General features: G+C 68.7%; 24 protein-coding genes. 4 read left to right on the top strand and 20 right to left on the bottom strand.

Features of this window, described 5'->3' with window-relative positions:
• Positions 1 to 81 precede the first annotated feature (81 nt).
• From tatC to M878_RS83280, 10 genes are all read right to left on the bottom strand, one after another.
• Positions 82 to 1,026 (bottom strand): twin-arginine translocase subunit TatC, encoded by a 945-nt coding sequence (gene tatC, locus M878_RS83325; RefSeq protein WP_031226623.1) that lies wholly within the window; start codon positions 1,024 to 1,026, stop codon positions 82 to 84.
• Positions 1,027 to 1,073: 47 nt separating this feature from the next.
• Entirely contained in the window at positions 1,074 to 1,361 is a 288-nt protein-coding gene (gene tatA / locus M878_RS83320; RefSeq protein ID WP_023551946.1) for a Sec-independent protein translocase subunit TatA, read from the bottom strand.
• A gap of 240 nt (positions 1,362 to 1,601) precedes the next feature.
• Positions 1,602 to 1,796 carry a hypothetical protein gene (locus M878_RS83315; RefSeq protein WP_023551945.1) on the bottom strand — a complete coding sequence of 65 codons (195 nt, stop codon included), beginning with the start codon at positions 1,794 to 1,796 and terminating at the stop codon, positions 1,602 to 1,604.
• Positions 1,797 to 1,838: 42 nt separating this feature from the next.
• Positions 1,839 to 2,099 (bottom strand): hypothetical protein, encoded by a 261-nt coding sequence (locus M878_RS83310; RefSeq protein ID WP_037731079.1) that lies wholly within the window; start codon positions 2,097 to 2,099, stop codon positions 1,839 to 1,841.
• A 94-nt stretch (positions 2,100 to 2,193) separates the two neighbouring features.
• Positions 2,194 to 3,198 (bottom strand): helix-turn-helix transcriptional regulator, encoded by a 1,005-nt coding sequence (locus M878_RS83305; protein ID WP_023551943.1) that lies wholly within the window; start codon positions 3,196 to 3,198, stop codon positions 2,194 to 2,196.
• A 15-nt stretch (positions 3,199 to 3,213) separates the two neighbouring features.
• Positions 3,214 to 4,167, bottom strand: coding sequence for a helix-turn-helix transcriptional regulator (locus tag M878_RS83300; RefSeq protein ID WP_023551942.1), 954 nt, complete (start codon positions 4,165 to 4,167; stop codon positions 3,214 to 3,216).
• Between the two features lie 192 nt (positions 4,168 to 4,359).
• Positions 4,360 to 4,731, bottom strand: coding sequence for an FKBP-type peptidyl-prolyl cis-trans isomerase (locus M878_RS83295; RefSeq protein ID WP_023551941.1), 372 nt, complete (start codon positions 4,729 to 4,731; stop codon positions 4,360 to 4,362).
• An 84-nt stretch (positions 4,732 to 4,815) separates the two neighbouring features.
• On the bottom strand, positions 4,816 to 5,820 hold the full coding sequence (locus tag M878_RS83290) for an FKBP-type peptidyl-prolyl cis-trans isomerase (protein WP_031226620.1): 1,005 nt from the start codon (positions 5,818 to 5,820) through the stop codon (positions 4,816 to 4,818).
• A gap of 143 nt (positions 5,821 to 5,963) precedes the next feature.
• Entirely contained in the window at positions 5,964 to 7,325 is a 1,362-nt protein-coding gene (gene pafA, locus M878_RS83285) for a Pup--protein ligase (protein ID WP_023551939.1), read from the bottom strand.
• A gap of 9 nt (positions 7,326 to 7,334) precedes the next feature.
• On the bottom strand, positions 7,335 to 8,594 hold the full coding sequence (locus tag M878_RS83280) for an MFS transporter (protein WP_023551938.1): 1,260 nt from the start codon (positions 8,592 to 8,594) through the stop codon (positions 7,335 to 7,337).
• A gap of 169 nt (positions 8,595 to 8,763) precedes the next feature.
• Here M878_RS83280 and M878_RS83275 point away from each other — a divergent pair, with 169 nt between their 5' ends.
• Positions 8,764 to 9,780, top strand: a complete 1,017-nt coding sequence (locus tag M878_RS83275; protein ID WP_023551937.1) for a LacI family DNA-binding transcriptional regulator — start codon at positions 8,764 to 8,766, stop codon at positions 9,778 to 9,780.
• An 87-nt stretch (positions 9,781 to 9,867) separates the two neighbouring features.
• Here M878_RS83275 and prcA read toward each other — a convergent pair whose 3' ends face one another.
• From prcA to arc, 6 genes are all read right to left on the bottom strand, one after another.
• Entirely contained in the window at positions 9,868 to 10,620 is a 753-nt protein-coding gene (gene prcA, locus M878_RS83270) for a proteasome subunit alpha (RefSeq protein WP_023551936.1), read from the bottom strand.
• Between the two features lie 63 nt (positions 10,621 to 10,683).
• A complete protein-coding gene (gene prcB, locus M878_RS83265) occupies positions 10,684 to 11,529 on the bottom strand; it encodes a proteasome subunit beta (protein WP_031226618.1) in 846 nt (281 codons plus the stop codon).
• Positions 11,481 to 12,074 (bottom strand): endonuclease VII domain-containing protein, encoded by a 594-nt coding sequence (locus tag M878_RS49530; protein ID WP_245238261.1) that lies wholly within the window; start codon positions 12,072 to 12,074, stop codon positions 11,481 to 11,483. The genes prcB and M878_RS49530 overlap by 49 nt, the downstream gene beginning before the upstream one ends.
• 32 nt (positions 12,075 to 12,106) lie before the next feature.
• Positions 12,107 to 12,325 (bottom strand): ubiquitin-like protein Pup, encoded by a 219-nt coding sequence (locus M878_RS83260; RefSeq protein WP_023551933.1) that lies wholly within the window; start codon positions 12,323 to 12,325, stop codon positions 12,107 to 12,109.
• A gap of 172 nt (positions 12,326 to 12,497) precedes the next feature.
• A complete protein-coding gene (dop, locus tag M878_RS83255; RefSeq protein ID WP_342452736.1) occupies positions 12,498 to 14,009 on the bottom strand; it encodes a depupylase/deamidase Dop in 1,512 nt (503 codons plus the stop codon).
• A 232-nt stretch (positions 14,010 to 14,241) separates the two neighbouring features.
• Positions 14,242 to 16,008 carry a proteasome ATPase gene (gene arc, locus M878_RS83250; RefSeq protein WP_023551931.1) on the bottom strand — a complete coding sequence of 589 codons (1,767 nt, stop codon included), beginning with the start codon at positions 16,006 to 16,008 and terminating at the stop codon, positions 14,242 to 14,244.
• Positions 16,009 to 16,527: 519 nt separating this feature from the next.
• Here arc and M878_RS83245 point away from each other — a divergent pair.
• Positions 16,528 to 16,830 carry a ferredoxin gene (locus M878_RS83245; protein WP_037730234.1) on the top strand — a complete coding sequence of 101 codons (303 nt, stop codon included), beginning with the start codon at positions 16,528 to 16,530 and terminating at the stop codon, positions 16,828 to 16,830.
• Between the two features lie 37 nt (positions 16,831 to 16,867).
• On the opposite strand, the gene M878_RS83240 is transcribed toward M878_RS83245, so the two are convergent.
• The 3 genes from M878_RS83240 to M878_RS95200 all read right to left on the bottom strand — a co-directional run bounded on the left by M878_RS83240 (position 16,868) and on the right by M878_RS95200 (position 19,895).
• A complete protein-coding gene (locus tag M878_RS83240; RefSeq protein WP_023551929.1) occupies positions 16,868 to 17,449 on the bottom strand; it encodes a hypothetical protein in 582 nt (193 codons plus the stop codon).
• 247 nt (positions 17,450 to 17,696) lie between these two features.
• Positions 17,697 to 18,599, bottom strand: coding sequence for a tRNA (adenine-N1)-methyltransferase (locus tag M878_RS83235; protein WP_023551928.1), 903 nt, complete (start codon positions 18,597 to 18,599; stop codon positions 17,697 to 17,699).
• A 162-nt stretch (positions 18,600 to 18,761) separates the two neighbouring features.
• On the bottom strand, positions 18,762 to 19,895 hold the full coding sequence (locus M878_RS95200) for a site-2 protease family protein (RefSeq protein ID WP_023551927.1): 1,134 nt from the start codon (positions 19,893 to 19,895) through the stop codon (positions 18,762 to 18,764).
• 826 nt (positions 19,896 to 20,721) lie between these two features.
• On the opposite strand from M878_RS95200, the gene M878_RS49525 reads away from it, so the two are divergent.
• Both M878_RS49525 and M878_RS83225 read left to right on the top strand, forming a co-directional pair.
• On the top strand, positions 20,722 to 21,885 hold the full coding sequence (locus tag M878_RS49525; protein WP_023551926.1) for a RecB family exonuclease: 1,164 nt from the start codon (positions 20,722 to 20,724) through the stop codon (positions 21,883 to 21,885).
• A 14-nt stretch (positions 21,886 to 21,899) separates the two neighbouring features.
• Positions 21,900 to 22,571: a response regulator gene (locus tag M878_RS83225; RefSeq protein ID WP_023551925.1), complete on the top strand. Its 672-nt coding sequence runs from the start codon at positions 21,900 to 21,902 to the stop codon at positions 22,569 to 22,571.
• A 75-nt stretch (positions 22,572 to 22,646) separates the two neighbouring features.
• On the opposite strand, the gene M878_RS83220 is transcribed toward M878_RS83225, so the two are convergent.
• Positions 22,647 to 24,227 carry an ABC transporter substrate-binding protein gene (locus M878_RS83220; RefSeq protein WP_031226613.1) on the bottom strand — a complete coding sequence of 527 codons (1,581 nt, stop codon included), beginning with the start codon at positions 24,225 to 24,227 and terminating at the stop codon, positions 22,647 to 22,649.
• Positions 24,228 to 24,238 lie beyond the last annotated feature (11 nt).

The raw sequence follows: 24,238 nt of genomic DNA, 5'->3' as shown, positions 1-24,238 counted from the left end.
GCTGACCTGCGAAGGCGAATGCCCCCGTCCCGGGAATCGTCCGGGGCGGGGGCGTCGTGAGCGGTTCGGTGCCCTCTGGGCTCAGGTCACGTCGTCATAGCCGTTGACCCGGTCCGTGCTCGACTGCTCGGGCAGCGCCCGGGCGGCCGGGACGGGCTCGATCTCGCCGATGTCCTCGGGGGTGAGGTCCAGCTCGGAGGCCTCGTCGTCGGCGGGCCCCTCGGCCGCCCGGCGCTCCTTGCGCCGGTCGTTGAGCAGCGAGACGGCCACGGCGATGAAGAACAGCGCCCAGATCGGCGCCGCCAGCGCCAGCATCGTCCCCGGGTCGGGGCTGGGTGTGGCCACGGCCGCGAAGGCGGCGATGCCGACGATCATGCCACGCCACCAGCCGAGCATCCGCCGGCCGGACAGGACGCCGGTGAGGTTGAGCATGACCAGCAGCAAGGGCATCTCGAAGGCGAGACCGAAGACAATGATCATGCGGGTGACCAGGTCGACCAGGTCGACCGCCGGCAGCAGGTTCTCGGCACCCTTGGGCGTGAGGTCGATCATCACCCTCGCCGTCATGGGCAGCACGTGGTACGCGATGTATCCGCCGGCGAGGAAGAGCGGGAAGCCGAACCCGACGAACGCGTAGGCGTACTTCTTCTCGTGCCGGTGCAGGCCGGGCGCGACGAACGCCCACAGCTGGTAGAGCCAGACCGGGGACGCCAGCACGATGCCCGCCGTCAGCGCGACCTTCAGGGCCAGGGTGAACGGCGCCAGCAGGCCGCTGACCGTGATGTGCGCGCAGTGGGCGTTCTTGGTCTTGGCCAGCTGCCCGAGGGACTGTGAGCAGCCGACCGAGTCGAGCACCGGCTTGGTGACGAAGTTGATGATGTCCTGGTAGAAGAAGGCGGACACGATCGTGACGACGACGATCGCCAGGACGGCCTTCGCGAGCCGGTTGCGCAGCTCACGCAAGTGATCCGCGAGTGGCATGCGCCCCTCGGGATCCCTCTCCTTCTTGCGGGCAGACTTGGGCAACCCACATCCTCATCTCGTGCAGCGGACCGGATTCTCCGGTCCTCGCGTCAGCGCTGGGTCGTCGTGTCCGTCTGCTCGTTCACCGGCCGGGAGCTGGTCACGTCGCCGGGCGAGGCCTGGATCGTGCGCTGAGCCGGGGGCTGCTCCTCGGCGGGCTGGGCGGAGGTGGTGGACTGCTTGCCGTCGTCCTTCATCGCCTTGGCCTCGCTCTTCAGGATGCGAGCGGACTTGCCGAGCGAGCGCGCCATGTCCGGAAGCTTCTTGGAGCCGAACACGAGGACAATCACCAGAACCAGGAGCACCAGGTGCCACGGCTCAAGTGCGTTGCGGAACATAAGTCTTCACCTTCTCACTGAGGCGGGGCGACGGGGCATGTCCGACGGGTCGGACAAATGTCTGACCATCGTGCTGGGAGCGATCGTATCGCCCGGGGATGAACGTAAAACAATCCCCGTGCGTACTCCCGCTCTGGCTGCGGACCGCGCCTCGTTTTCCGGGCCGCGACCAGCAGCGTACCTGGCCGGACCGGCACGGTGACAGGGCGAAGTGACCCAAAGCGCATGGGCTGAGGCAATCTACAACGCATCCACGGCGCGAGCCGTGCTGACGGCCGCCCGCTCCAGGTCCTCGGCCGCCCTGTTGATACGGCGCGCGGAGTCCGTGACCTGCTGTCCGAGGCGCCGCGCCTCCAGGAAGACCCGGACGGCGAGCACCCCCAGCACCGCGAGACCCAGGAAACCCACCGCTACCGCGCACATCGGCCAGAACATGACGTCGAGACTAGACCGTCCCCGGCCGTGCGACGCAGCCGCCTACACCGTGGAGTGCAGCCGCAGTGTGCTGACCCCGCCGTCGGTGAGCAGCTCGACGATGCGCTCCCCCGCTGGCTTGCGGACGGCGGCGCCGCACTCGGGGCAGGTGAAGGAGTAGAACGTGGTCCGGCTGCTGGCGCCGATGGCGAGGCGCAGCGCGCTCGCGGCGAGTTCGAAGCGGCCCCGGCAGTCCGGGCAGCCCGCCTTGAACACCACGGGGACCGCTCTCTTCATCCCGGCGAAGGCGACCGCCACCGTCATCTCACCCGCACCGGACACCGGAGACTCGCTCACAGCCCTCGCTCCTCATTTCGTGGTCGTACGCCAAGTGCGCCGCGCGCACCTTGGGGCGCTCTCACTGCCCGGAGTTCGCCGACTGCACCGTGTCATACGCCTCCAAGGCCTCACGGGCCGCCCGGCGGGCGCTGTCGGCCAGGTCGGGCGGGGAGACGATCCGGCCGTCCCGGCCGAGCCGCAGCGCCAGCCGGCGCAGCGAGGCCGGATCGGGGGTGCGCAGAGTGATACGCAGCCCGCCGTCGGGAAGCTCATCCGCGCTGTCGTGCGGGTAGTACTCGGCGACCCAGCGGCCGCCCGGGCCGACCTCGACCACGACCTCCGGATCCTCGGCGGCCGGCTGCACCAGCGCCTCGGACAGGTCACGCAGCTCTATCTCCGGAGGTGCGGACGGCTCGTCCAGGATTCTGATCTCGGCGACCCGGTCGAGCCGGAAGGTCCGCCTGGCCTCGGAGCGGCGGCACCAGGCCTCGACATAGGTGTGCCCGACGCTGACCAGACGGATGGGGTCTATCTCGCGCTCGGTGACCTCGTCCCGGGCCGGCGAGTAGTAACGGATCCACAGCCGGCGGCGCTCGGAGATCGCCCGGTCGACATCGGCGAAGACCCCGCCCTCGGACTCGAACGTCACCGACAGCCGGGCGCTGGCGCCCGCGGCCTCACCGGCGGCGGCCTCCACCTTGGCGGTGGCCCGCAGCAGCGCCTGCCGGTCGCCCTCGCGCAGACCCGGCAGCGTCGAGACCGCTCGGGCGGCCACCAGCAGGGCGGTCGCCTCGTCGGCGGCGAGCCGCAGCGGCTCGGCGGCCTCCTCGCCGAGCGCGGCCGCATTGTGCCACCAGATGCGCTCACCGTCGGTGTCGATGTCCAGCAGATCACCGCCGCGGAAGCTGGTGCCGCACATGGGCAGCAGATCGAGGTCGGCGACGAGCTCGTCCTCGGTGATGCCGAAGGCACGCGCCACATCCGCGATCCGCGCGCCGGGCCGCTCCCTGAGATACGTCACCAGGGAGAGCATCCGCCGGGTCTGGTCGATGGCGTTCACGGTCCTGACCGGTTTGCCTGCCACAGTCCTGCTCCCCCTTCAGCCTTTGGCCACGGCCCGCAGCCGGTCCACCACGTCCGCGCGCAGCTCGGCCGGCTCCAGGACCACCACGTCCGGCCCGAACTCCACCAGCCAGGCGTCCAGGCCGTGCCCGTACGGAATCTCCAACTCGTCCCAGCCGTCGCCGAGTTCCCGCACGCTGGTGGCCTTCGCCCGAAGGGGGTAACCGGCGCCGGAACGCAGCCGGATCAGAGCCGTACCGTCGGCGATCTCGCCCGCCCAGCTCGCGACGGTCTCCCGCACGGTGACGACATCGGGCACGGGAGCGGTGAAGCCCGTACCGCGCGAGCGCACCCGGCCGGTGATCCGGGAGAGCCGGAAGACACGCTCGGCACCCCGGTCCCGGTCGAAACCGGCCAGGTACCAGTGCCCGCGCCAGCACTCCAGCGCCCAGGGCTCCACATGCCGGGGCTCGGGGTGGGCGGCGGAGGCCTTGCGGTAGTCGAAGACGACCGGGCGGCGGTCGCGGCAGGCCAGCATCAGCGGCTCGAAGGCGGCCTCGTGCACCGGGATCCGCGGTTCCAGGGCACCGTGCGCCTCGTACGGGTCGACGTCCTCGGGCAGCCCCGCGGCGCGCAGCTTCTGCAGGGCCCCGCTGGCCGCGCCGGCCAGGCGGGCCTGCTGCCAGACCTTCGCGGCGAGGCCGAGCGCCGCGGCCTCCTCGGCGTCCAGCGTGATGGGCGGCAGCCGGTTGCTGTCACGGCGGGCGAGATAGCCGACCTCGCCGTCCAGGTTCTCGACCGTCTCGATCACCAGGCCCAGCTCGCGCAGGTCGTCCTTGTCCCGCTCGAACATCCGGTTGAAGGAGTCGTCGCTGCCCGCTTCGAGGTAGGCCTCGATGGACGCACGCAGCTCACGCTTGCTGAGTGGCCGCCGTGTGCCGAGCAGACACAGCGCGAGGTTCATCAGCCGCTCTGCCTTGGCAATGGCCATCGACGCCCTTCGCCTTTCCTCTGGTGCTTCCGAGCGATGACCGTACCGCTCCTGAGTGCGGTGGCAAAAGCCGAGGGCCCATGCCCGGACAGGCATGGACCCCAGGTGATCGGATCCGGTCGGACCCGGCCGGACGACCGGGCACGGCCCCGGCCGGACCCGACAGACGATCACGCGTGGATCAGGCCGGGATCAGACGGCGATCAGGTCCACCACGAAGATCAGCGTCTCGCCCGGCTGGATCAACGGAGTCGGGCTCTGGTTGCCGTAGGCGAGGTGGGCGGGGATGGTCAGCTGGCGACGGCCACCGACCTTCATGCCCTGCACGCCCAGGTCCCAGCCCTTGATGACACGGCCCCCGCCGAGCGGGAAGCGGAACGGGGTGCCCCGGTTCCAGCTGGCGTCGAACTCCTCGCCGGTGCTGAAGGCGACGCCCACGTAGTGCACCGTGACGGTCTGACCTGCCTTCGCGACCTCGCCGTCGCCCTCCCAGATGTCCTTGATCTCCAGGTCGGCCGGGGGCTCGCCGCCCGGGAAGTCGATCTCGGGCTTCTCGTTGCTCACGTCAAAAGCTCCTGCTTGTGTACGACACGAAACACGGACAGTCTTTCACCTCCGCAGCTCCGCCGCCCCTCACGGGCGCACCGGCTACATCGCCGCGAGGATGTCCACCGTGAACACGAGCGTCGCGCCCTTCTTGATGATGCCGCCGCTCGGCGGAGTGTCGCCGTAACCCAGCTCCGGCGGCACCACGATCAGCACCCGGCTGCCCACCTTCTTGCCGGTCAGACCATCCGCCAGACCCTTGACCGCCTGCTGCATCTGTGCCAGCGCGAACTGGCTGAGGCGGCCCGAGCCATACGTGCGCTGAAACGTCTTGCCGCTGTCCCAGACCAGCCCCTGGAACTGGCACAGGACCGTCTGGTCGGCCTTCAGCTCCGGCCCGTCGCCCTCCAGGACATACGTCGACACCAGCTTCTTCGGCGGAGCCGCCTTCGGAACCGTGACCTTGGGGACACCGCCGTCGGTGTTGGTGGCCACCGTGGGCAGCGAGGCGTCGCTCTGCGCCACCGGCTTGCCCTTGGCCGAGCTCTTCGAGTTGAAGACATCGATCACGTCGATCACGAACACCAGCGTGTCCGTGCCCTTGATACCCGCCTGCGGCTCGCCCTCCTTGCCGTAACCCAAGGAGGGCGGCACCGCGATCTGCACACGACTGCCGGCCTTCTTGCCCGCCAGCCCATACCGCCAGCCATCGATCACGCCGCCCGCGGCGAGCTGCAGCACCAGCGGACGCTTCTTGTCGTACGAGTTGTCGAAGACCTTGGCCGTGTCCCAGATCTGACCAAGGTAGTTCGCCTGGACGAAGTCGTTCTCCGCGACCGTGCCGCCACTGCCCGCGATCACCGTCTTCACCGCCAGGTTCGTCGACGGCTCCCCCGGCCCCTTGGCCACCGTCGGCTTCTCGCCGAACTTCGCACCCGCCGTGATCGCCGGCAACGGCCCCTCCACGATCTTCGGCGGCGGCGCCGAGGACACCGACGGCGACGGGGAGGCACTGGCCTTGCTGGAGGCGGACTTGCCGTCACCACACGCGGCGAGCGTGACCAGACCTGCGGGAACAGCGGCGAGGAGAAGTGAACGTCGACGCACGGAAGAGCCTCGTAATCGGTCGATCTTGCGGATGGCGTGCGCGCAACTCTACGGCGTGAGAAGGGCGCCGTACGGGAAACGTACGACGCCCGTGTGGCGTTCCGGCATTTCACAGCCGAAGCACTTGACTCACCCGGTTCCCGCTACATTCCGGCGATCAGCTTCTCCACCCGGTCGTCCACCGAACGGAACGGGTCCTTGCACAACACGGTGCGCTGCGCCTGGTCGTTGAGCTTCAGATGCACCCAGTCGACCGTGAAGTCCCTGCGCTGCTCCTGCGCCCGCCGGATGAAGTCGCCCCGCAGCCGCGCCCGAGTCGTCTGCGGCGGCACCGACTTGCCCTCGAAGATCTTCAAGTCGTTGCACACCCGGGCCGCTTGGCCCTTCTTCTCCAGCAGGTAGTACAGACCACGACGGCGGTGGATGTCGTGGTACGCGAGGTCTATCTGAGCAACCCGCGGATGCGACATCGTCATGTTGTGCTTGGCCCGGTACCGCTCGATGAGCTTGTACTTCATCACCCAGTCGATCTCGGTCGCGATCCGGTCCAGCTCCTCGGACTCGATCGCGTCCAGCGTACGACCCCACAGCTCCAGGACCTGCGCCACCGTACCCGTACGGATCCCCCGGCGGTCACAGAAGTCCACGGCCTTGTCGAAGTACTCCCGCTGCACCTCCAGCGCCGACGCCTCCCGGCCACTGGCCAGCCGCACCTTGCGCCGGCCCGTGATGTCATGACTGACCTCACGGATCGCCCGGATCGGGTTCTCCAGCGTCAGATCACGCATCACCGTGCCCGCCTCGATCATGCGCAGCACCAGATCCGTGGCACCGACCTTCAGCAGCATCGTCGTCTCGGACATGTTCGAGTCACCGACGATGACATGCAGCCGGCGATACCGCTCCGCATCCGCGTGCGGCTCGTCGCGCGTGTTGATGATCGGCCTCGAACGCGTCGTCGCCGAGGACACACCCTCCCAGATGTGCTCCGCACGCTGACTGACGCAGTACACCGCACCACGCGGCGTCTGCAGCACCTTCCCCGCCCCGCACAACAGCTGCCGGGTCACCAGGAACGGGATCAGGATGTCCGCGAGCCGGGAGAACTCCCCGTGCCGGGCCACCAGATAGTTCTCATGGCAGCCGTACGAGTTGCCCGCCGAGTCGGTGTTGTTCTTGAACAAGTAGACGTCGCCCGCGATTCCCTCCTCGTGCAGGCGTCGCTCCGCGTCCACCAGGAGTCCTTCGAGAATGCGCTCGCCGGCCTTGTCGTGAGTGACCAGTTCGATCACATTGTCACACTCGGGTGTCGCGTATTCCGGATGTGAGCCCACGTCGAGATACAGCCGGGCGCCGTTCCGCAGAAAGACATTGCTGCTGCGGCCCCATGACACGACACGGCGGAAGAGGTACCGCGCCACCTCGTCAGGAGACAGGCGCCGCTGTCCCCTGAACGTGCACGTGACGCCGTACTCGTTCTCCAGCCCGAAAATGCGGCGGTCCATGACTGAACATTACGCCCGATCCCCTGAGCTGAAACGGGGTTCGACAGCACGATTTGGATCATTTTCCGATGAAGCCGCAACCACCCCGCCCCGCGCGGGAGCTGCGAGGACCCGCCCCGTGGCAAGCAGGACCAGCAGCGACACGGCCCCCGCCGCACCCGGCACCGCGAACCCCCACACCGTGCCACCGGCCTGGACCACCGGCCCCGCCACACCCGTCCCCACCGAGGCACCCACGGTGAACGTCGTCACAAGCCAGGAGAACGCCTCGGTGACCGTCCCGGCCGGCGCATGCCGGTCCACGATGATGAACGCACAAGCGATACAAGGCGCCAGAAACACCCCGGAAACCACCGACAACACCACCATGGCCACCACACCCGGCATCAGCATCAACGGCAGGTAACACACCGCCAGAAGAGCCACCAGCACCCGCAGTCGCCGCTCCGGCGAACCAGCCCACCGACGGGCGCCGTACACCGTGCCACCCACCAGTGCGCCCAGCCCCAGCCCCGCCATCATCCAGCCGTACACAGCGTCACCGCCATGCCCATCGGCGTACGACACCGACGCGACCGTGATCGAACCCAACGCGAGACCCACGAACAGGAAAGCCCCCAGCAGCGCCAGCAGACCCGGCGAACGCAGAGCACCCAGCCAGTGCGCCTCACGCGGAGCCGACCGCCACGCGCGCGAAGGCGGCGAGACCACCACCGAGAGCGCCCCCAGCACACCCAGCAGATTCAGCACCAGCAGCGCGGCACGCTCGTCCCACAGGGACACACACAGAGTCACCAGCAGCGGACCGACCGTGAACATGACCTCCTGCGCGATCGCGTCCATGGCGTACGCCGTGTGCACCTGCTCCTCACGGCGCAGCACCGACGGCCACAGCGCCCGCAAGCCCCCCTCCAGCGGCGGCGTGAACAGACCCGCCGCCGCCACGGACCCATACGCGAGCGGCAGCGGATCGATACCGCAGAACGCGAACAGCGTCATGGACAGGGCCGCGAGAACAGCCGCGGGCAGCTGTACCCGCGGCTGGCCGTACAGGTCCACCAGCCGGCCCAGCACCGGCTGACCGACGGCATTGGCGACGCCGTACACGGCCGCCAGAGCGCCCGCGAGGCTGTACGTCCCGCCCTCGGCGCGGACGAACAGCACCAGGGCGATCGCGGCCGTCGCATTGGGCAGCCGCCCCACCAGCGTGCCGGTCAGCAGCCGCAGCGCATGCCTGGCGCGGAGTATCTCCAGATAACCCGTGGCCATGTGCTGCCCTCCAGCGACTCGACCAGGCCGCTGCGACGACCCGACGTTTTACGTATAACTTCCACTGCCATACGTACCATGTGCGCTGTTCACACGTCCAGACGACGGAAGTGAGCCCAGGGCCGCAGCCCCGGAGGCACACGACCGCACACAGAGGAGCAGGCCCACGGTGGCACGCAGCAGCACGCGCCCGACCAGCCGGGACGTCGCCCAGGCGGCCGGAGTCTCCCAAGCCGCCGTCTCCCTCGTCCTCGGCGAGAAATGGCGCGGCCGGGTATCCGAAACCACCGCCGAACGCGTCCGCCACGCCGCACGCGAACTCGGCTACCGCCCCAACCTCGCCGCCCGCAACCTCCGCCTCGGCCGCACCCGCACCGTCCTGCTCGTCGTACCCGCCCTGACCACGGAGTTCTTCGCCGGCGTCTACACCGGCGCCGCACGCGTCGCGGCCCAGAACGGCTTCGGCGTCGTCCTCTACCCCTCCCCCGAAGGCATCGGCCCCGCCCGCGACCCCTTCGCCTCCGCCCAAGCCGCCCTCGACGGAGTGATCGCCTCCTCCATGGCCGCCGACGCGCTGACCGCCATCCGCGGAGACCAGCTGCCCCTGGTGATGCTCGACAGCGACCCCGAAGGCAGCCTCGGCGCCGCCACCGTCAACCTCGACATCGCCGACGGCGTCCGCCAGGTCACCGAACACCTCCTCGCCCTCGGCCACCGCCACATCCTCCACCTCGCCGCCGACGTCCCCTCATGGACCTTCGACATCCGAGCGAAAGAACTGGCAACACGCCTGGCCGCCGCACCGGGAACAGAGCTGCGCACAACCCGGGCCCCCATCTCCATCGAAGGCGCCCTCACCGCCACCGAGACCGCCCTCACCACACCCGGCCCCCGGCCCACCGCCATCGTCTGCGACGACGACAAACTCGCCGCCGGCGCCTACAAAGCCCTGCGCCGCCTCGGCCTGCGCATCCCCGACGACATCTCCGTCACCGGCCTCGACGACCTCGCCCTCGCCACCGCCATCGACCCCGAACTGACCACCGTACGACTCGACGCCGAACTCTTCGGCGAACGCGGCATGCAGGCCCTCCTGGCCGTCCTGGAGGGCCAGGAACCCCAGAGCGGAGACATCCCCGTCCACCTGGTCATCCGAGGCTCCACAGCCCCACCACGGGCCGCCTAGGCATCCCAGACCGGCGGACCCGAACACCGTGTGCCCCGGCCAGAACAACGGCCGGGGCACACAGAACCAGACAAGCGGGGCGACTGGTCACTCCTCCTCGGAGCCATCCTCCTCAGCACTCTCCGCCTCCGTGGCGGCACCATCCGCAGCCAGCAGACGCGACAACCGACGGCCCACAATCCGCTTGAACTTACGCTTCTGCGGACGCGTACGATCCAGCACCGCCACCTCAAGACGCTCCGCGGGAATCTCCCGCTCACTCCCATTGGTGTCACGCGACAGCGCCTGCACCGCCAGCTTCAGCGCCTCAGCGAGACTCATGCCATCACGGTGACGCTGATCCAAGAAGCTACTGATCTGCTCCGCATTACCGCCCACCGCGACCGAACCGTGCTCATCCACGATCGAACCGTCATGCGGCAACCGATAGATCTGATCACCCTCCGGAGTCTCCCCGACCTCCGCCACGACCAGCTCCACCTCATACGGCTTCTCAGCGGCGGAAGAGAAGATCGTGCCGAGCGTCTGGGCATACACGTTCGCCAGACCACGCGCGGTCACATCATCACGGTCATAGGTGTAACCCCGCAGGTCGGCGTAACGGACACCACCGATGCGCAGGTTCTCGTACTCGTTGTACTTACCGGCGGCCGCGAAACCGATCCGGTCATAGATCTCGCTGAACTTGTGCAGCGCACGGGACGGGTTCTCACCGACGAACACAATCCCGTCGGCATACTGCATGACCACCAGGCTGCGGCCACGCGCAATGCCCTTCCGGGCATACTCCGCCCGGTCCGCCATGGCCTGCTGGGGTGAGACATAGAACGGCGTCGACACCGGTTATCCGTCCCTTTCTGTCCTGGTCACTGGATCACCTTCACAAGAAACCGGGGCCCGCACTCAGAGCAGGGCGGCCTTCGGGCCGTCCGGCTCCTCCAGACGCCGCTGGAGCACCGCACGCGCGACCTCGGAGGACTCCCCCTCCGTGAGCCGACGGAAACCGTCCTCGGTGATCACCGTGATGATCGGGTAGATCCGGCGGGCGACATCGGGACCACCGGTCGCCGAGTCATCGTCAGCCGCGTCATACAGAGCCTGCACCACCAACGTGGTCGCCTGCTCCTCGCTCAGGTCGTCACGGAACAACTTCTTCATCGCACCACGCGCAAAGATCGAGCCGGAACCCGTCGCCGCGAAGTTGTGCTCCTCGCTGCGACCACCCGTGACGTCGTAGGAGAAGATCCGCCCCTTCTCCCGGTCCAGGTCGTAACCCGCGAAGAGCGGCACCACGGCCAGACCCTGCATAGCCATGCCGAGATTGGAACGGATCATCGTCGACAGCCGGTTCGCCTTGCCCTCCAGCGACAGCTGCGCACCCTCGACCTTCTCGAAGTGCTCCAGCTCCAGCTGGAAGAGCTTCACCATCTCCACGGCGAGACCGGCGGTGCCGGCGATACCGACAGCCGAGTACTCATCCGCCGGGAAGACCTTCTCGATGTCCCGCTGAGCGATGATGTTGCCCATGGTGGCGCGACGGTCACCGGCGAGCACCACGCCCCCCGGGAAGGTCACCGCGACGATGGTGGTGCCGTGGGGCGCCTCGATCACGCCCTGCGTGGGCGGCAGCTGCCGGTTGCCGGGCAGCATCTCGGGCTGGTGCTCGGACAGGAAGTCCATGAAGGAGGAGGATCCTGGCGTCAGGAAGGCAGCTGGTAGACGCCCGGTGCCACGAGTATTGGCTTCCACGAGTTTCCTTCCAGATAGGCGGCGGCCCGGCGCACGGCGTCGGGGTCGTCACCCAACTTGCCGATGGCCGAGTTGCAGTTGAAGCACAGTACGCCTCGGACCCTACCCGTCTTGTGGCAGTGATCCACATGCACGGGCGGGACGGCCAGGCAGATCACGCAGAGGCCGCGCTGAGCAGCGATCATCGCGTCACGCTCGGCCTCGGTCAGGCCGTAGTTGCGCTTGAGATGGTGCTGGCGACCCTTTACCGCCTTGCACGCCTTACAGAGGGTTGCCAGGCCATCCGAGGCACTACTGTTCCGCGTCCACTCGCTGTGCGGCTTGGTTTCGCCGCAGGTACGGCAGTGCTTGTGGCCCGGCGGCACTTCCACTCTCGGCCGAACATTGCGCCCCTTGGCCACCTGACGCTGTTGGTGATATGCCGCCGCGCACTCACGGCAATAGACCTGCAACCCATCGCGCATGGCCTTGTTCCGTGCGAACGCTGCCCGCGGCTTGTACTGCTTGCACCGCGAGCAACGCTTCACATCTTCTTCGCTTTCCAAGCCAGATCCCCCCGTCACCTTCAATTCGAAGGCTACTGGCCGCCTTTTTGAACGAAACTTCGAACGAAGTCCTCTGCGTTCTCCTCGAGCACGTCATCGATTTCGTCCAGCACGGAGTCCACGTCATCGCTCAGCTTCTCGTGCCGCTCCTTGAGGTCCTCCGAAGCCTGCGCGTCCTGCGCCTGCTCCTCGACCTCTTCGGTCGCGCGCGTGGCCTTCTGCTGGCCGCCGCCGGTGTCCTTGGTTGCCATAACCCTCACCCCGCTCAGTTCGCCTGCCGATCGGTGATGATCAGACCCTACAAGCCGGGTCCGACATCGGCCCCGCAGTTTCTCCAACGTACGGGGGCCACCTCGATGATTCCCGGGCGGTGGGATTTCCACCCTGCCCGCGCGGGGCGGGCCGGGTGCCCGCCTGGTCCGCTCAGCCGCCTGACAGGACCCTGACCAGGTCTTCCGCGGTGCGGCAGCGGTCCAGCAGTTCCTTGACGTGATTTCGCGTTCCGCGTAGCGGTTCCAGGGTTGGGACCCGCTGTAGCGAGTCCCGGCCCGGGAGGTCGAAGATCACCGAGTCCCAGCTCGCGGCCGCGACGTCGTCGGCGTACTGCTCCAGGCAGCGCCCGCGGAAGTACGCCCGCGTGTCCTCCGGTGGCTTCCTCATGGCCTGCTCGACGTCCGTCTCGTCCAGGAGCCGCTTGATGCGGCCGCGGGCCGCGAGGCGGTTGTAGAGGCCTTTCTCGGCGCGTACGTCGGCGTACTGGAGGTCGACGAGGTGGAGGCGGGCGGCGTCCCAGTCGAGGCCGTCTCGGCGGCGGTAGCCCTCCATGAGCTCTCGCTTGGCGACCCAGTCGAGTTCGCCGGCGAGGCTCATCGGGTCGTTCTCCAGGCGCGTGAGGGTGTCTTCCCAGCGGGTCAGGATGTCCTTGGTCTGTTCGTCGGCGTCGGCGCCGTAGCGTTCCTCGACGTACTTGCGGGACAGCTCGAAGTACTCCATCTGCAGTTGGACCGCGGTCAGGGTCCGACCGCTACGCAGTGTGACCAGGCGCTGCAGTGAGGGGTCGTGCGAGACCTGGTGCAGGGTGCGTACCGGCTGGTCGACCGCGAGGTCTACCGCGATGAAGCCGTCCTCGATCATGGACAGGACCAGGGAGGTCGTGCCGAGTTTGAGGTAGGTGGAGATCTCGGAGAGGTTCGCGTCGCCGATGATCACGTGGAGGCGGCGGTATTTCTCGGCGTCGGCGTGGGGTTCGTCGCGGGTGTTGATGATGGGGCGCTTGAGGGTGGTCTCCAGGCCGACCTCGACTTCGAAGTAGTCGGCGCGCTGGCTGATCTGGAAGCCGTGTTCGTGGCCGTCCTGGCCGATGCCGACGCGGCCGGCGCCGGCGAAGACCTGGCGGGAGACAAAGAAGGGGGTGAGGTGGCGCACGATGTCGGAGAAGGGGGTTTCCCGCTTCATCAGGTAGTTTTCGTGCGTGCCGTAGCTGGCGCCCTTGTTGTCGGTGTTGTTCTTGTAGAGGTGGATGGGCTGGGCGCCGGGGAGCTGGGCGGCTCGTTCGGCGGCTTCTGCCATGATGCGTTCGCCGGCCTTGTCCCAGAGGACGGCGTCGCGGGGGTTGGTGACCTCGGGGGCGCTGTATTCGGGGTGGGCGTGGTCGACGTAGAGGCGTGCGCCGTTGGTGAGGATCACGTTGGCGAGGCCGATGTCCTCGTCGGTGAGCTGGCTGGCGTCGGCGGCCTCGCGAGCGAGGTCGAAGCCTCGCGCGTCCCGTAGCGGGTTCTCTTCCTCGAAGTCCCAGCGGGCCCGGCGGGCCCGGTGCATCGCCGCTGCGTAGGCGTTGACGATCTGGGACGAGGTGAGCATGGCATTGGCGTTGGGGTGGCCGGGGACGGAGATTCCGTACTCCGTCTCGATGCCCATTACTCGCCGTACGGTCATGCGGCCCTCCTTGCCGGGCGGCACCCTCGGTCGTGGGCCCCGCTCAAGTACCGCTGGCGCTCCGGTGCGTGTGCGGTGCCCGTCCCCGCACTGCGCGACTCGGCGGTAGGAACGAGCCTAGAACGCCTTTGCGCTGGTGGGGAGATCATTTGCGTCATTGCCTGCTCCGGTCGTGGCCGGAAAAGCAGTCGGCTGCGGGTACCCGGTGAGGGGACCCGCAGCCGCCCTGCTTTTACAGGTACTGGCCGGTGTTCGCCACCGTGTCGATGGAGCGTCCGGTGTCTGCGCCCTGTTTTCCGGTGATGAGGGTGCGGATGTAGACGATCCGTTCGCCCTTCTTTCCGGAGATTCGGGCCCAGTCGTCGGGGTTGGTGGTGTTGGGCAGGTCTTCGTTCTCCTTGAACTCGTCCACGCAGGCTTGGAGGAGGTGGGAGACGCGGAGGCCCTTCTGGCTCTTTTCGAGGAAGTCCTTGATCGCCATTTTCTTGGCGCGGCCGACGATGTTTTCGATCATGGCGCCGGAGTTGAAGTCCTTGAAGTAGAGGACTTCCTTGTCGCCGTTGGCGTAGGTGACTTCCAGGAAGCGGTTTTCCTCGGATTCGGCGTACATCTGCTCGACCGCCGTCTGGATCATGCTCTGGACGGTGGTGGCCTTGTCGCCGCCGTGTTCGCCGAGGTCGTCGGCGTGCAGCGGGAGGCGTTCGGTGAGGTATTTGCCGAAGATGTCCTTGGCTGCCTCGGCGTCGGGACGCTCGATCTTGATCTTCACGTCGAGTCGGCCGGGGCGGAGGATGGCGGGGTCGATCATGTCCTCGCGGTTGGAGGCGCCGATGACGACCACGTTCTGCAGGCCTTCCACGCCGTCGATCTCGGCGAGCAGCTGGGGGACGATGGTGTTTTCCACGTCGGAGCTGACGCCGGAGCCTCGGGTGCGGAAGAGGGATTCCATCTCGTCGAAGAAGACGATGACGGGGGTGCCTTCGCTGGCCTTCTCGCGGGCACGCTGGAAGACGAGGCGGATCTGCCGCTCGGTCTCGCCGACGTACTTGTTGAGGAGCTCGGGGCCCTTGATGTTGAGGAAGAAGCTCTTGCCGGCGGCTTGACCGGTGACCTCGGCGACCTTCTTGGCGAGTGAGTTGGCGACGGCTTTGGCGATGAGTGTCTTGCCGCAGCCGGGGGGGCCGTAGAGCAGGACGCCCTTGGGCGGGCGCAGCTCGTGCTCTTTGAAGAGGTCCGGGTAGAGGTAGGGCAGCTCGACCGCGTCGCGGATGGCTTCGATCTGGTTGCCGAGTCCGCCGATCTGGTCGTAGCCGATGTCGGGGACCTCTTCGAGGACGAGTTCTTCGACTTCGCTCTTGGGGACGACTTCGTAGACGTAGCCGGAGCGGGGTTCGAGCAGGAGGGCGTCGCCGGGGCGGATGGTGACGTCCAGCAGTGGCTCGGCGAGCCGTACCACCCGTTCTTCGTCGGTGTGGCCCAGTACGAGGGCGCGCTCGCCGTCCTCGAGGATTTCCTTGAGGGTGACGATGTCGCCGACGCGCTCGTATTCCATGGCTTCGACCACGTTGAGCGCTTCGTTGAGCATGACTTCCTGGCCGCGCCGCAGGTCGTCGAGGTCGACGCTTGGGCTGACGTTCACCCGGAGTTTGCGGCCGCCGGTGAAGATGTCGGCGGTGGCGTCTTCGTTGGCTTGCAGGAAGACTCCGAAGCCGGCCGGTGGCTGGGCGAGCCGGTCGACTTCTTCCTTGAGGGCCACGATCTGGTCGCGGGCCTCGCGGAGGGTGTTGGCCAGTCGTTCGTTCTGGGCGGACACGCCGGCCAGGTTGGTCTGCAGCTCGACGATCCGCTCTTCGAGAATCCTCGTGTGTCGCGGAGAGTCGGCGAGCTTACGTCGCAGGACGGCGATCTCCTGCTCAAGGTAGGCGATCTGCCCGGCCGGGTCGTCGGACCCTCGTCCCGGGCGGATGCCGCGGTTCATGTCGTCGTCGTGGGCTGCCACGGTCCTCACCTCCTCCAAGGGGAGCTGGACGCTTCCAGACCCTACCTGGGTGGGTGTCGATTGAAACCCCTAGATCACCAAGACTGTCAAGGTGTGTCGTCGGTCACCCGGTGCGCTCTCCCTCGCACGGAGGGGATACCCACTCAACGTGATGGGGAAGCAGCTTGTTCCGGGCATCGCATGGTCGAAACCCTTCAGGAGTGGGCGGAGTTGTCCGGTGCGGGCTGTTGGGCCTGGTTGCGGGCAGCGGGCGGTGCGCTCGTACGATCGTTACGCAGAGCGACGGTGCGGGCGGGGGGTGTCACTGTGGGCCCGGCTTGAAGTGGTCGTTCCCTTGGTGGGGACTCCGGTGTGCTGGTCGGGCGCTGCTACCCGGGTGGGCGGGGGTGGAAACCCGGTGGCTGTGGAGGTCGGCTGGATTGTGGGCGGAGGTAGGGTCGGGGTGTTCAACGGCCGCTGGTGCGGACCCGGCTGGCCCTGGTGGTGCCGGTGTGGCCCGGCGTATCTATGGCAGGAGAGGTGACTGTGCAGCAGGAGGCCCCGGGCGGGGAGGCGCTGGAGGTCTGGATCGACCAGGATCTGTGTACCGGCGACGGGATCTGCGCCCAGTACGCCCCTGAGGTGTTCGAGCTGGACATCGATGGGCTGGCCTATGTGAAGGGCGCGGACGACGCGCTGGTGCAGGCGGTGGGGGCGACGGTGCCGGTGCCGTTGCCGTTGCTGGTGGATGTGGTGGATTCGGCGCGGGAGTGTCCCGGCGAGTGCATTCATGTGCGCCGGGTTTCGGACAAGGTCGAGGTGTACGGGCCCGACGCGGAGTGAGTCCGGGCCGGGCTCGGGCGCCGGGTGGGGCCGGGGGTCAGATGCTGTGGGCGTCTGTGGGTGTGGTGCGGATGAACGCGTTGCCGTTCCACTGCCAGGTGACGGGGGTCTTCAGGTCGGGGCAGCAGTTGGGGACGGCGGCGGAGGAGTAGCCGAGGAGGGTGGCGCCGACGGTGCCCGTGTGCAGGGTGAAGTCGGTGACGGTGAGCCGGTCCTTGGGGTCGACGAGGGTGGCGACGATGCGTGACGTGTCGTTGTCGGCGGTGCGGGTGAGGACGTAGACGCCGTCGGGCGGGGTGCCCATGGCGGAGTCGCAGTGGACGACTGCGACGGTTTCCGGTCTGCCGTCGCCGTCGAGGTCTCCGGTGGCTTTCTTGGCAACGACGGCTTTGGCGTGTCCGCACTGCAGGGGGAAGTCGACGCCGGTGGTGCCGGGCGGCTGGGCGGCCGCGTGGGCGGATTTGTTCTGGGTGCCGGTGGCGGACTGGGCGGCCGTGGCCGATCCGGGCTGTACGAAGGAGGAGAGGGCCACGACGCCGGAGACGGCTGTGGCGGTGGCGACCCAGTGGATGGGCCGGGTGTGGGTGTGGGCGAGCTCCGGAACGGCGGATTGCTGCACTAGGAGTGTCTCCTGTGAGGGCTGTGCCGGTGGGGTGGCCAGCATGGTGCCACACGTCACAGTGCGGGGGAACGGCGGGGTCCGGGATTCCCGCAGGCGGGAGCCCGCGTGTGGGGCGGGCGTTGGGGCCGTCGGGCGCGGCGGGGTTCCTGGTGTCCGGTCAACGGATGGGCGCCGTGCCCGAGTTCCCGTGGGTCGGTGGGAACTCGGGCACGGCGCCCTTGCGTTGTGCTGTGTACGGGGTGGGTCAGCGGGCGGTGCCGCCGTCGGCGTTGGGTCCGGCGTAGTCCTCGCCGTAGGCGCCCTTGGCGGGGCGGCGGCGGCGCATGGGCGGCTCGACGCCGTCGGCGAGGCGGCGGGCGGTGAGCAGGAAGCCGGTGTGGCCGATCATGCGGTGGTCGGGGCGGACGGCGAGGCCTTCGATGTGCCAGTTGCGGATCATGGTTTCCCAGGCGGTCGGCTCGTTGAAGCAGCCGATCTCGCGGATGGATTCCACGGTCCGGGCGAGCTGGGTGGTGGTGGCGACGTAGCAGCACAGGATGCCGCCGGGGACGAGGGCCTTGGAGACGGCCTCCAGGCATTCCCAGGGGGCGAGCATGTCGAGGATGACGCGGTCGACGTCGGTGTCGGACAGGTTGTCCTGGAGGTCGCCGACGGTGAGCTGCCAGGCGGGGTGGGGGCCGCCGAAGTAGCGCTCCACGTTCTGCTGGGCGATCTCGGCGAAGTCCTCGCGGCGCTCGTAGGAGTGGAGCATGCCCTGGTCGCCGATGGCGCGCAGCAGGAAGCTGCTGAGCGAGCCGGAGCCGACGCCGGCTTCCACGACGCGGGCGCCGGGGAAGATGTCGGCGAAGGCGAGGATCTGCCCCGCGTCCTTCGGGTAGACGACGGCTGCCCCTCGGGGCATGGACAGGACGTAGTCGGGGAGCAGGGGGCGCAGCGCGAGGTAGGCGACGTTGCCGGTGGTGCGGACAACGCTGCCCTCGGGAGCGCCGATCAGTTCGTCGTGCGGGAAGGAGCCCTTGTGGGTGTGGAAGTTCTTCCCGGCTTCGAGCGTGAACGTGTAGTGGCGGCCCTTGGGGTCGGTCAGCTGTACCTGGTCCCCGACCTTGAAGGGCCCGCGCCTGCGGGCGGCACCGGTCGGTTCGGACATGTGACCAGCGTACCGGTTCCTGTCCGGGGGTTTGGCCGACGGAGGGGGTGGGGGACGGTGTGTGGTGCAGGTGCGGGCCGTGTACGGCTGGTCGCGCCCACGCGGCGGTAGCCGTACATCGATACGACCCCGCGCCCTTTTGGGTCGTTTCAGTGCGGGGTGTTATGAAGCGGGCCTTGCCATTGCCCTGACGAAGGCCCGTTCTACGTCTGCCGCGGACAGGACGCCGTAGATCTCGCCGGTTTCCTCTACGACGAGGTATTCGGTGGCGGGGGTGGCCCGCAGGACGTCGAGGAGTTCCTCCCCGGCCAGCTCGGCGGAGACGCGCATGCCGTCGGTGAGGTCCTGGGCGAGGCCGCTGACGGGGACCCAGGGGCGGCGGTGTTGGGGTACGCCGACGATGGCGGACTCGCGGACGAGGGAGAGGGGGTTGCCGTGGGCGTCGACGACGACAAGGGCGCGCGCTCCGGCGGCGTTGGCGCGGCGGAGGGCTTCGGAGAGGGGGGTGTCGGTCTGGACCGGTACGGCGCGGCGGGTGAGGGTGCGGGCGCGGAGTTCGGGGAGGTGTTCGCGCAGGCGGGCCATGCGCAGGCTGTTGCCGGCGCCGGTCCAGATGATCGCGGCGAGGATGGCGGCGAGCAGGGCGTCGGTGACGGTGTCCATGCCGCCGGCGTCGGTGTGGTCGCCGCCGAGGGCGCCGGACTGGTTGAGCAGGGGCAGGCCGACGAGGACGGCGACGGCGAGGGCGCGGCCGACCCAGGCGGCGGCGATGGTGCCGCTCATGGGTTTGCCGGTGATTTTCCAGACGACGGCGCGGAGCATTCGGCCGCCGTCGAGGGGCAGGCCGGGGAGGAGGTTGAAGATCGCCACGATGAGGTTGGAGATCATCAGGCCGGCCAGCAGGACGCCGGGGACGGTGCCGGGTTCGACGGGTTTCATGGCGAGGTAGAACAGTCCGGCGAGGATGAGGGAGAGCAGGGGGCCGACGAAGGCGAGGACGAACTCGCGGCCGGGGGTCTCTGCTTCCTTCTCGATCTCTGAGACGCCGCCGAAGAACTGCAGCTGGATCCGGCGGACGGGGAGTTTGAAGCGGATCGCGGCGACCGTGTGGGCGAGCTCGTGGACCAGGACGGAGGCGTAGAAGGCGACGGCGAAGAACAGGGAGACCAGGTAGCGGGCGGCGCCGAGTCCGGGCAGTACGCGGTCGAGCTGGCCGCCGAAGACCCAGGTGATGAGTGCGGCGACGAGGAACCAGCTGGGCGCGACGTACACCGGCACGCCGAAGGGCCGGCCCATGAGGATGCCGCCACCGGGCTCCTTGGGCCGCGGCTGCGGCGGCTCGCCCTTGGCGATCCCGGACTGTGCGAGGGAACGATGCTCGCTGTGCGGGTCGCGGGGGGTGCGGGGGCCGGGGCCGGGGTGTGCTGGGGGCGGGCGGGGGCGTCCGTGGCGGCGGGCGGGGCGTCGGTGCCGAGGGTGTCGGTGCCGAGGGTGTCGGTGCCGGGAGCGTCGGTGCGGGGGGTGTCGTCCTTCGTGCCCTGGTTCGCGTCGCTGTCGAAGCCGGTGCGGGTCGTCGTGGCGTCGGTGGCGTTGGCCTCTGTGGCGCTGGTGGGGTTCTCGGCGGCCGAGCCGGTGTCCATGCCGGTGCCGGTGTTGTCGGTGTCCTCGGGGGCGCCGGTGGTGTCCGGGCCGGTGCTGGTGCCGGTTGCGGCCTGGGCGGGAGGTGCGGTGGCCGGTCCGCTGGTCGGCTTCCCGGTGGCCTCGGCGTCGGACGGGTCTTGGTCCGTGGGTGCCTGGTGGGGGGCCGCGTCAGGCGTGTGGGGCCGGCGCTCCGGGCTGGGATCGTGGGTGGGGCCGGTCGTCGGGGCCGTTGGACCTGCGGGGTGCTCGGCCGGCTTGTCTTTGCCGGACCGCGGCTGCCCGCTTCCGCCGCTCACGTCCACGGTGTCCCCTCGTTCGAAGCGTCTTCCGTACCTGCCGGACGGAAGGGTCTGTGGTCGATGGTATGCGGCCGTGGTGACGCGTTTCGCCCCGGCACCCCTTGTGTTTGCCCCGCTGTCGTGCGGTCGAACGCGGGCGGCGGCCGGGTCACTGTCAGTGGTGGGCCGTAAGGTCTGTGGGCATGGACAGCAGCATCGAGGACGCGGGAGCCCCGGCGGGTGGCGCCGGGCAGACGGATCCGGCCGAGGCGCCGCAGCCGACACCCACGACGGCTCCGCGGGCCCCGGCCACAGGGCCGGTGCCGGGCCCCTCGACGCCGGCGGTGGCGCCCCGGGAACTCCCCGCGGCCGAGGCGTCCCCCGCTTCCGTGGCATCCGCCGCATCCGGTGCCGAGCGGGTCGCCGTCCCGCCCACCTCGCTCTCTCCTTCCCGGGCCGGCGATTTCATGCAGTGCCCGTTGCTGTACCGGTTCCGGGTGATCGACCGGCTGCCGGAGAAGCCGAGTGCGGCGGCGACGCGGGGCACGCTGGTGCACGCGGTGCTGGAGCGGCTGTTCGACGCGCCCGCCGCCGAGCGGACCGCGCCGCGGGCCAAGGCGTTGATCCCGGGACAGTGGGACCGGCTGCGGGAGAGCCGGCCGGAGGTCACGGAGCTGTTCGCGGACGACCCGGACGGGGAGCGGCTGTCGGGTTGGCTGGCGGAGGCCGAGCGGCTCGTGGAGCGCTGGTTCACGCTGGAGGATCCGACGCGGCTGGAGCCGGCCGAGCGTGAGCTGTTCGTGGAGGCCGAGCTGGAGTCGGGGCTGCGGCTGCGCGGGATCATCGACCGGGTGGACGTGGCGCCGACCGGTGAGGTGCGGATCGTCGACTACAAGACGGGGAAGGCGCCGAGACCGGAGTACTCCGAGGGCGCGCTGTTCCAGATGAAGTTCTACGCCCTGGTCGTGTGGCGGTTGAAGCGGGTGGTCCCGCGCCGGCTCCAGCTGGTGTATCTGGGCAGCGGGGATGTGCTGACGTACGACCCGGTGCTCGCCGATCTCGAGCGGGTCGAGCGCAAGCTGCACGCGCTGTGGGAGGCGATCGAGCGGGCCACGCGGACGGGTGAGTGGCGGCCTCGCCCGACCAAGCTGTGCGGCTGGTGCGACCATCAGGCGCACTGCCCGGAGTTCGGCGGCACTCCTCCGCCGTATCCGCTGCCGGTGCGGGCGGCCGAGGGGCATGCGGTGGAGGGTCCGGCCGACGGCGCGGCCGCGGTCGAACAGGGCGTTTCGCGGGAAGCACGGCAGTCACCGGTGAGGGCGGCCGAGTCCGGGGCCGTGGAGCAGGGCAGAATGGGCCCGGACTAGCGAAGGAGTGTCACGTGGCCATCCGTGTCCTACTGGTCGACGACCAGCCCCTGCTGCGTACGGGTTTCCGGATGATTCTGGAGGCCGAGCAGGACATCGCGGTCGTGGGCGAGGCCGGTGACGGCCTGCAGGCCCTCGATCAGGTGCGGGCCCTGCAGCCGGACGTGGTGTTGATGGACATCCGTATGCCTCGGATGGACGGGGTGGAGGCGACCCGGCAGATCACCGGTCCCGACCGGTCCGGCCCGGCGAAGGTGCTGGTGCTGACCACGTTCGATCTGGACGAGTACGTGGTGGAGGCGCTGCGCGCCGGTGCGAGTGGTTTTCTGCTGAAGGACGCACCCGCCAATGAACTGGTGCAGGCCATCCGGGTGGTGGCGGCGGGTGAGGCGATGCTGGCACCGAGCATCACGCGCCGGCTGCTGGACAAGTACGCCACGCATCTGCCCTCCGGCGACGAGCCGGTGCCGGACACGCTGAACACCCTCACGGACCGTGAGGTGGAGGTGCTGAAGCTGGTGGCGCGCGGCCTGTCGAACGCGGAGATCGCGGCCGATCTGTTCGTCAGTGAGACGACGGTGAAGACGCATGTGGGGCATGTGCTGACCAAGCTGGGCCTCAGGGACCGGGTGCAGGCTGCGGTGTACGCGTACGAGAGCGGTCTGGTGCGTCCCGGCGCTCAGTGAGCGCGCATACGTCCGGTACGACGGTGAAGGGCGCCCCTCCCGTGCGGAGATGGGCGCCCTCGGTGTCAACGGGTGTCAGCTCTTGCTGAGTTCCCAGAACCGGAACACCGTGGAGGCGTCCAGGCAGTACTCCAGGCCGTAGACGCCGTCGCGGACGACGGCGTACTGCTTGGCCTGCCAGACGGGCAGGACGGGCAGTTCGGTGGCGACGATGTTCTGCAGCCGGCCGAAGTCCCCGTCGGTGGCGGCGCGGTCGCTCTGTGCGGCCGTGCTGGGGATCAGCGAGCCGGTGATGGTGTTGTTGCGGTAGTTGTTGTCCAGCACGTTGCCCTTGCCGAAGAAGGGCGCGGTGAAGTTGTCGGCGTCCGGGTAGTCCGGCACCCAGCCCTTGACGTAGACGCCGTACTTGCCGGCGGCGATGTCCTTCTCGTACTGGTCGAAGGCGACGGACTTGACGTCGGCGTCGAACATGCCGCTGGCGTTGAGCTGGCCGGCGATGGCTTTCAGCTCCTCGTCGGTGGCGGGGCCGTAACGCGACGGCGTGGACCACAGGGTGAGCTTGACCTTGCCGGTGATGCCGTCGGCGCGCAGCGCGGCGGCGGCCTTGGCCTGGGAGGGTCGGGCGCCGTAGGTGTCGAAGAAGGCGGTGTTGTGGCCGACGATGCCCGCCGGGATGATCGAGTACAGCGGGGTGGCGGTGCCCTGGTAGACGTTCTTCATGAGGGCATCGCGGTCGAGGAGGTAGGCCATGGCCTTGCGGACGCCGAGCTTTTGGGCGATCGGGTCCTTCATGTTGAAGACCAGGTGCTGGACTTCGGCGCTGGTGCCTTCGATGACGTCGACGCCCTTCCTGCCGTCCTGCTTGTCGAGGCCGGCGATGTCGGAGGCGGACAGGCCTCGGTAGGCGATGTCGACCTTGCCGTCGAGGAGGGCCTGCTTCAGGGCGGTGCGGTCGCCGTGGAAGAACTTCAGGGTGACGCCGGAGTTCTTGACCTTGGCGGTGCCCTGGTAGTTGTCGTTGACGGAGAAGACCGCTTTGTCCTTGTCGAAGGAGTCCAGCTTGTAGGGGCCGGAGCCGACGGCCTGGTGGTCGGTGCGCAGGCCGTTCGCGTCGTACTGGCTGTGGTCCACGATGGAGCCGGCGCCGGAGGCGATCTTGCTGGGGAAGGTGGCGTCGGAGGACTTCAGGTGGAAGACCACCGTCTTCGCGTCGGGTGTGCCGATGCTGCCGAGCATCGGGAACATGATCGCGGGTCCGGCCGAGTCGTTGATCTTCAGCATGCGGTCGAAGGAGAACTTCACGTCCTTCGAGGTGAGGGCGTCACCGTTGCTGAATTTCAGGCCGTCCCTCAGCTCGCACTTGTAGACGGTGGCCCGGGAGTCGGTGAAGGAGCACTCCTTGGCCAGTTCGGGCTGGGGTTGGGTCGCGCCCTTGGGGAAGCTGAGCAGCGACTGGAAGACGTTGTCGAACAACAGCCAGGAGCCAGGGTCGTAGCCGGATGCCGGGTCCGTGGCGAGGACGTCGTCGGACATCCCCATCACCACGGAGGAGCCGGTCCCCCCGGAATCACCGCTCCCCGAGCCGCAGCCGGTCAACAGGCCGGAGGCCAGTCCTGCCACGACGGGCAGGACCGGCCACTGGTTGCGCAGATTCACTCGCATGTGCC

It is taken from the genome of Streptomyces roseochromogenus subsp. oscitans DS 12.976, from assembly GCF_000497445.1.
Taxonomy (GTDB): Bacteria; Actinomycetota; Actinomycetes; order Streptomycetales; family Streptomycetaceae; genus Streptomyces; species Streptomyces oscitans.
The sequence above is the reverse complement of the archived record's forward strand: the minus strand, read 5'-3'. Positions and strand labels throughout refer to the sequence as shown.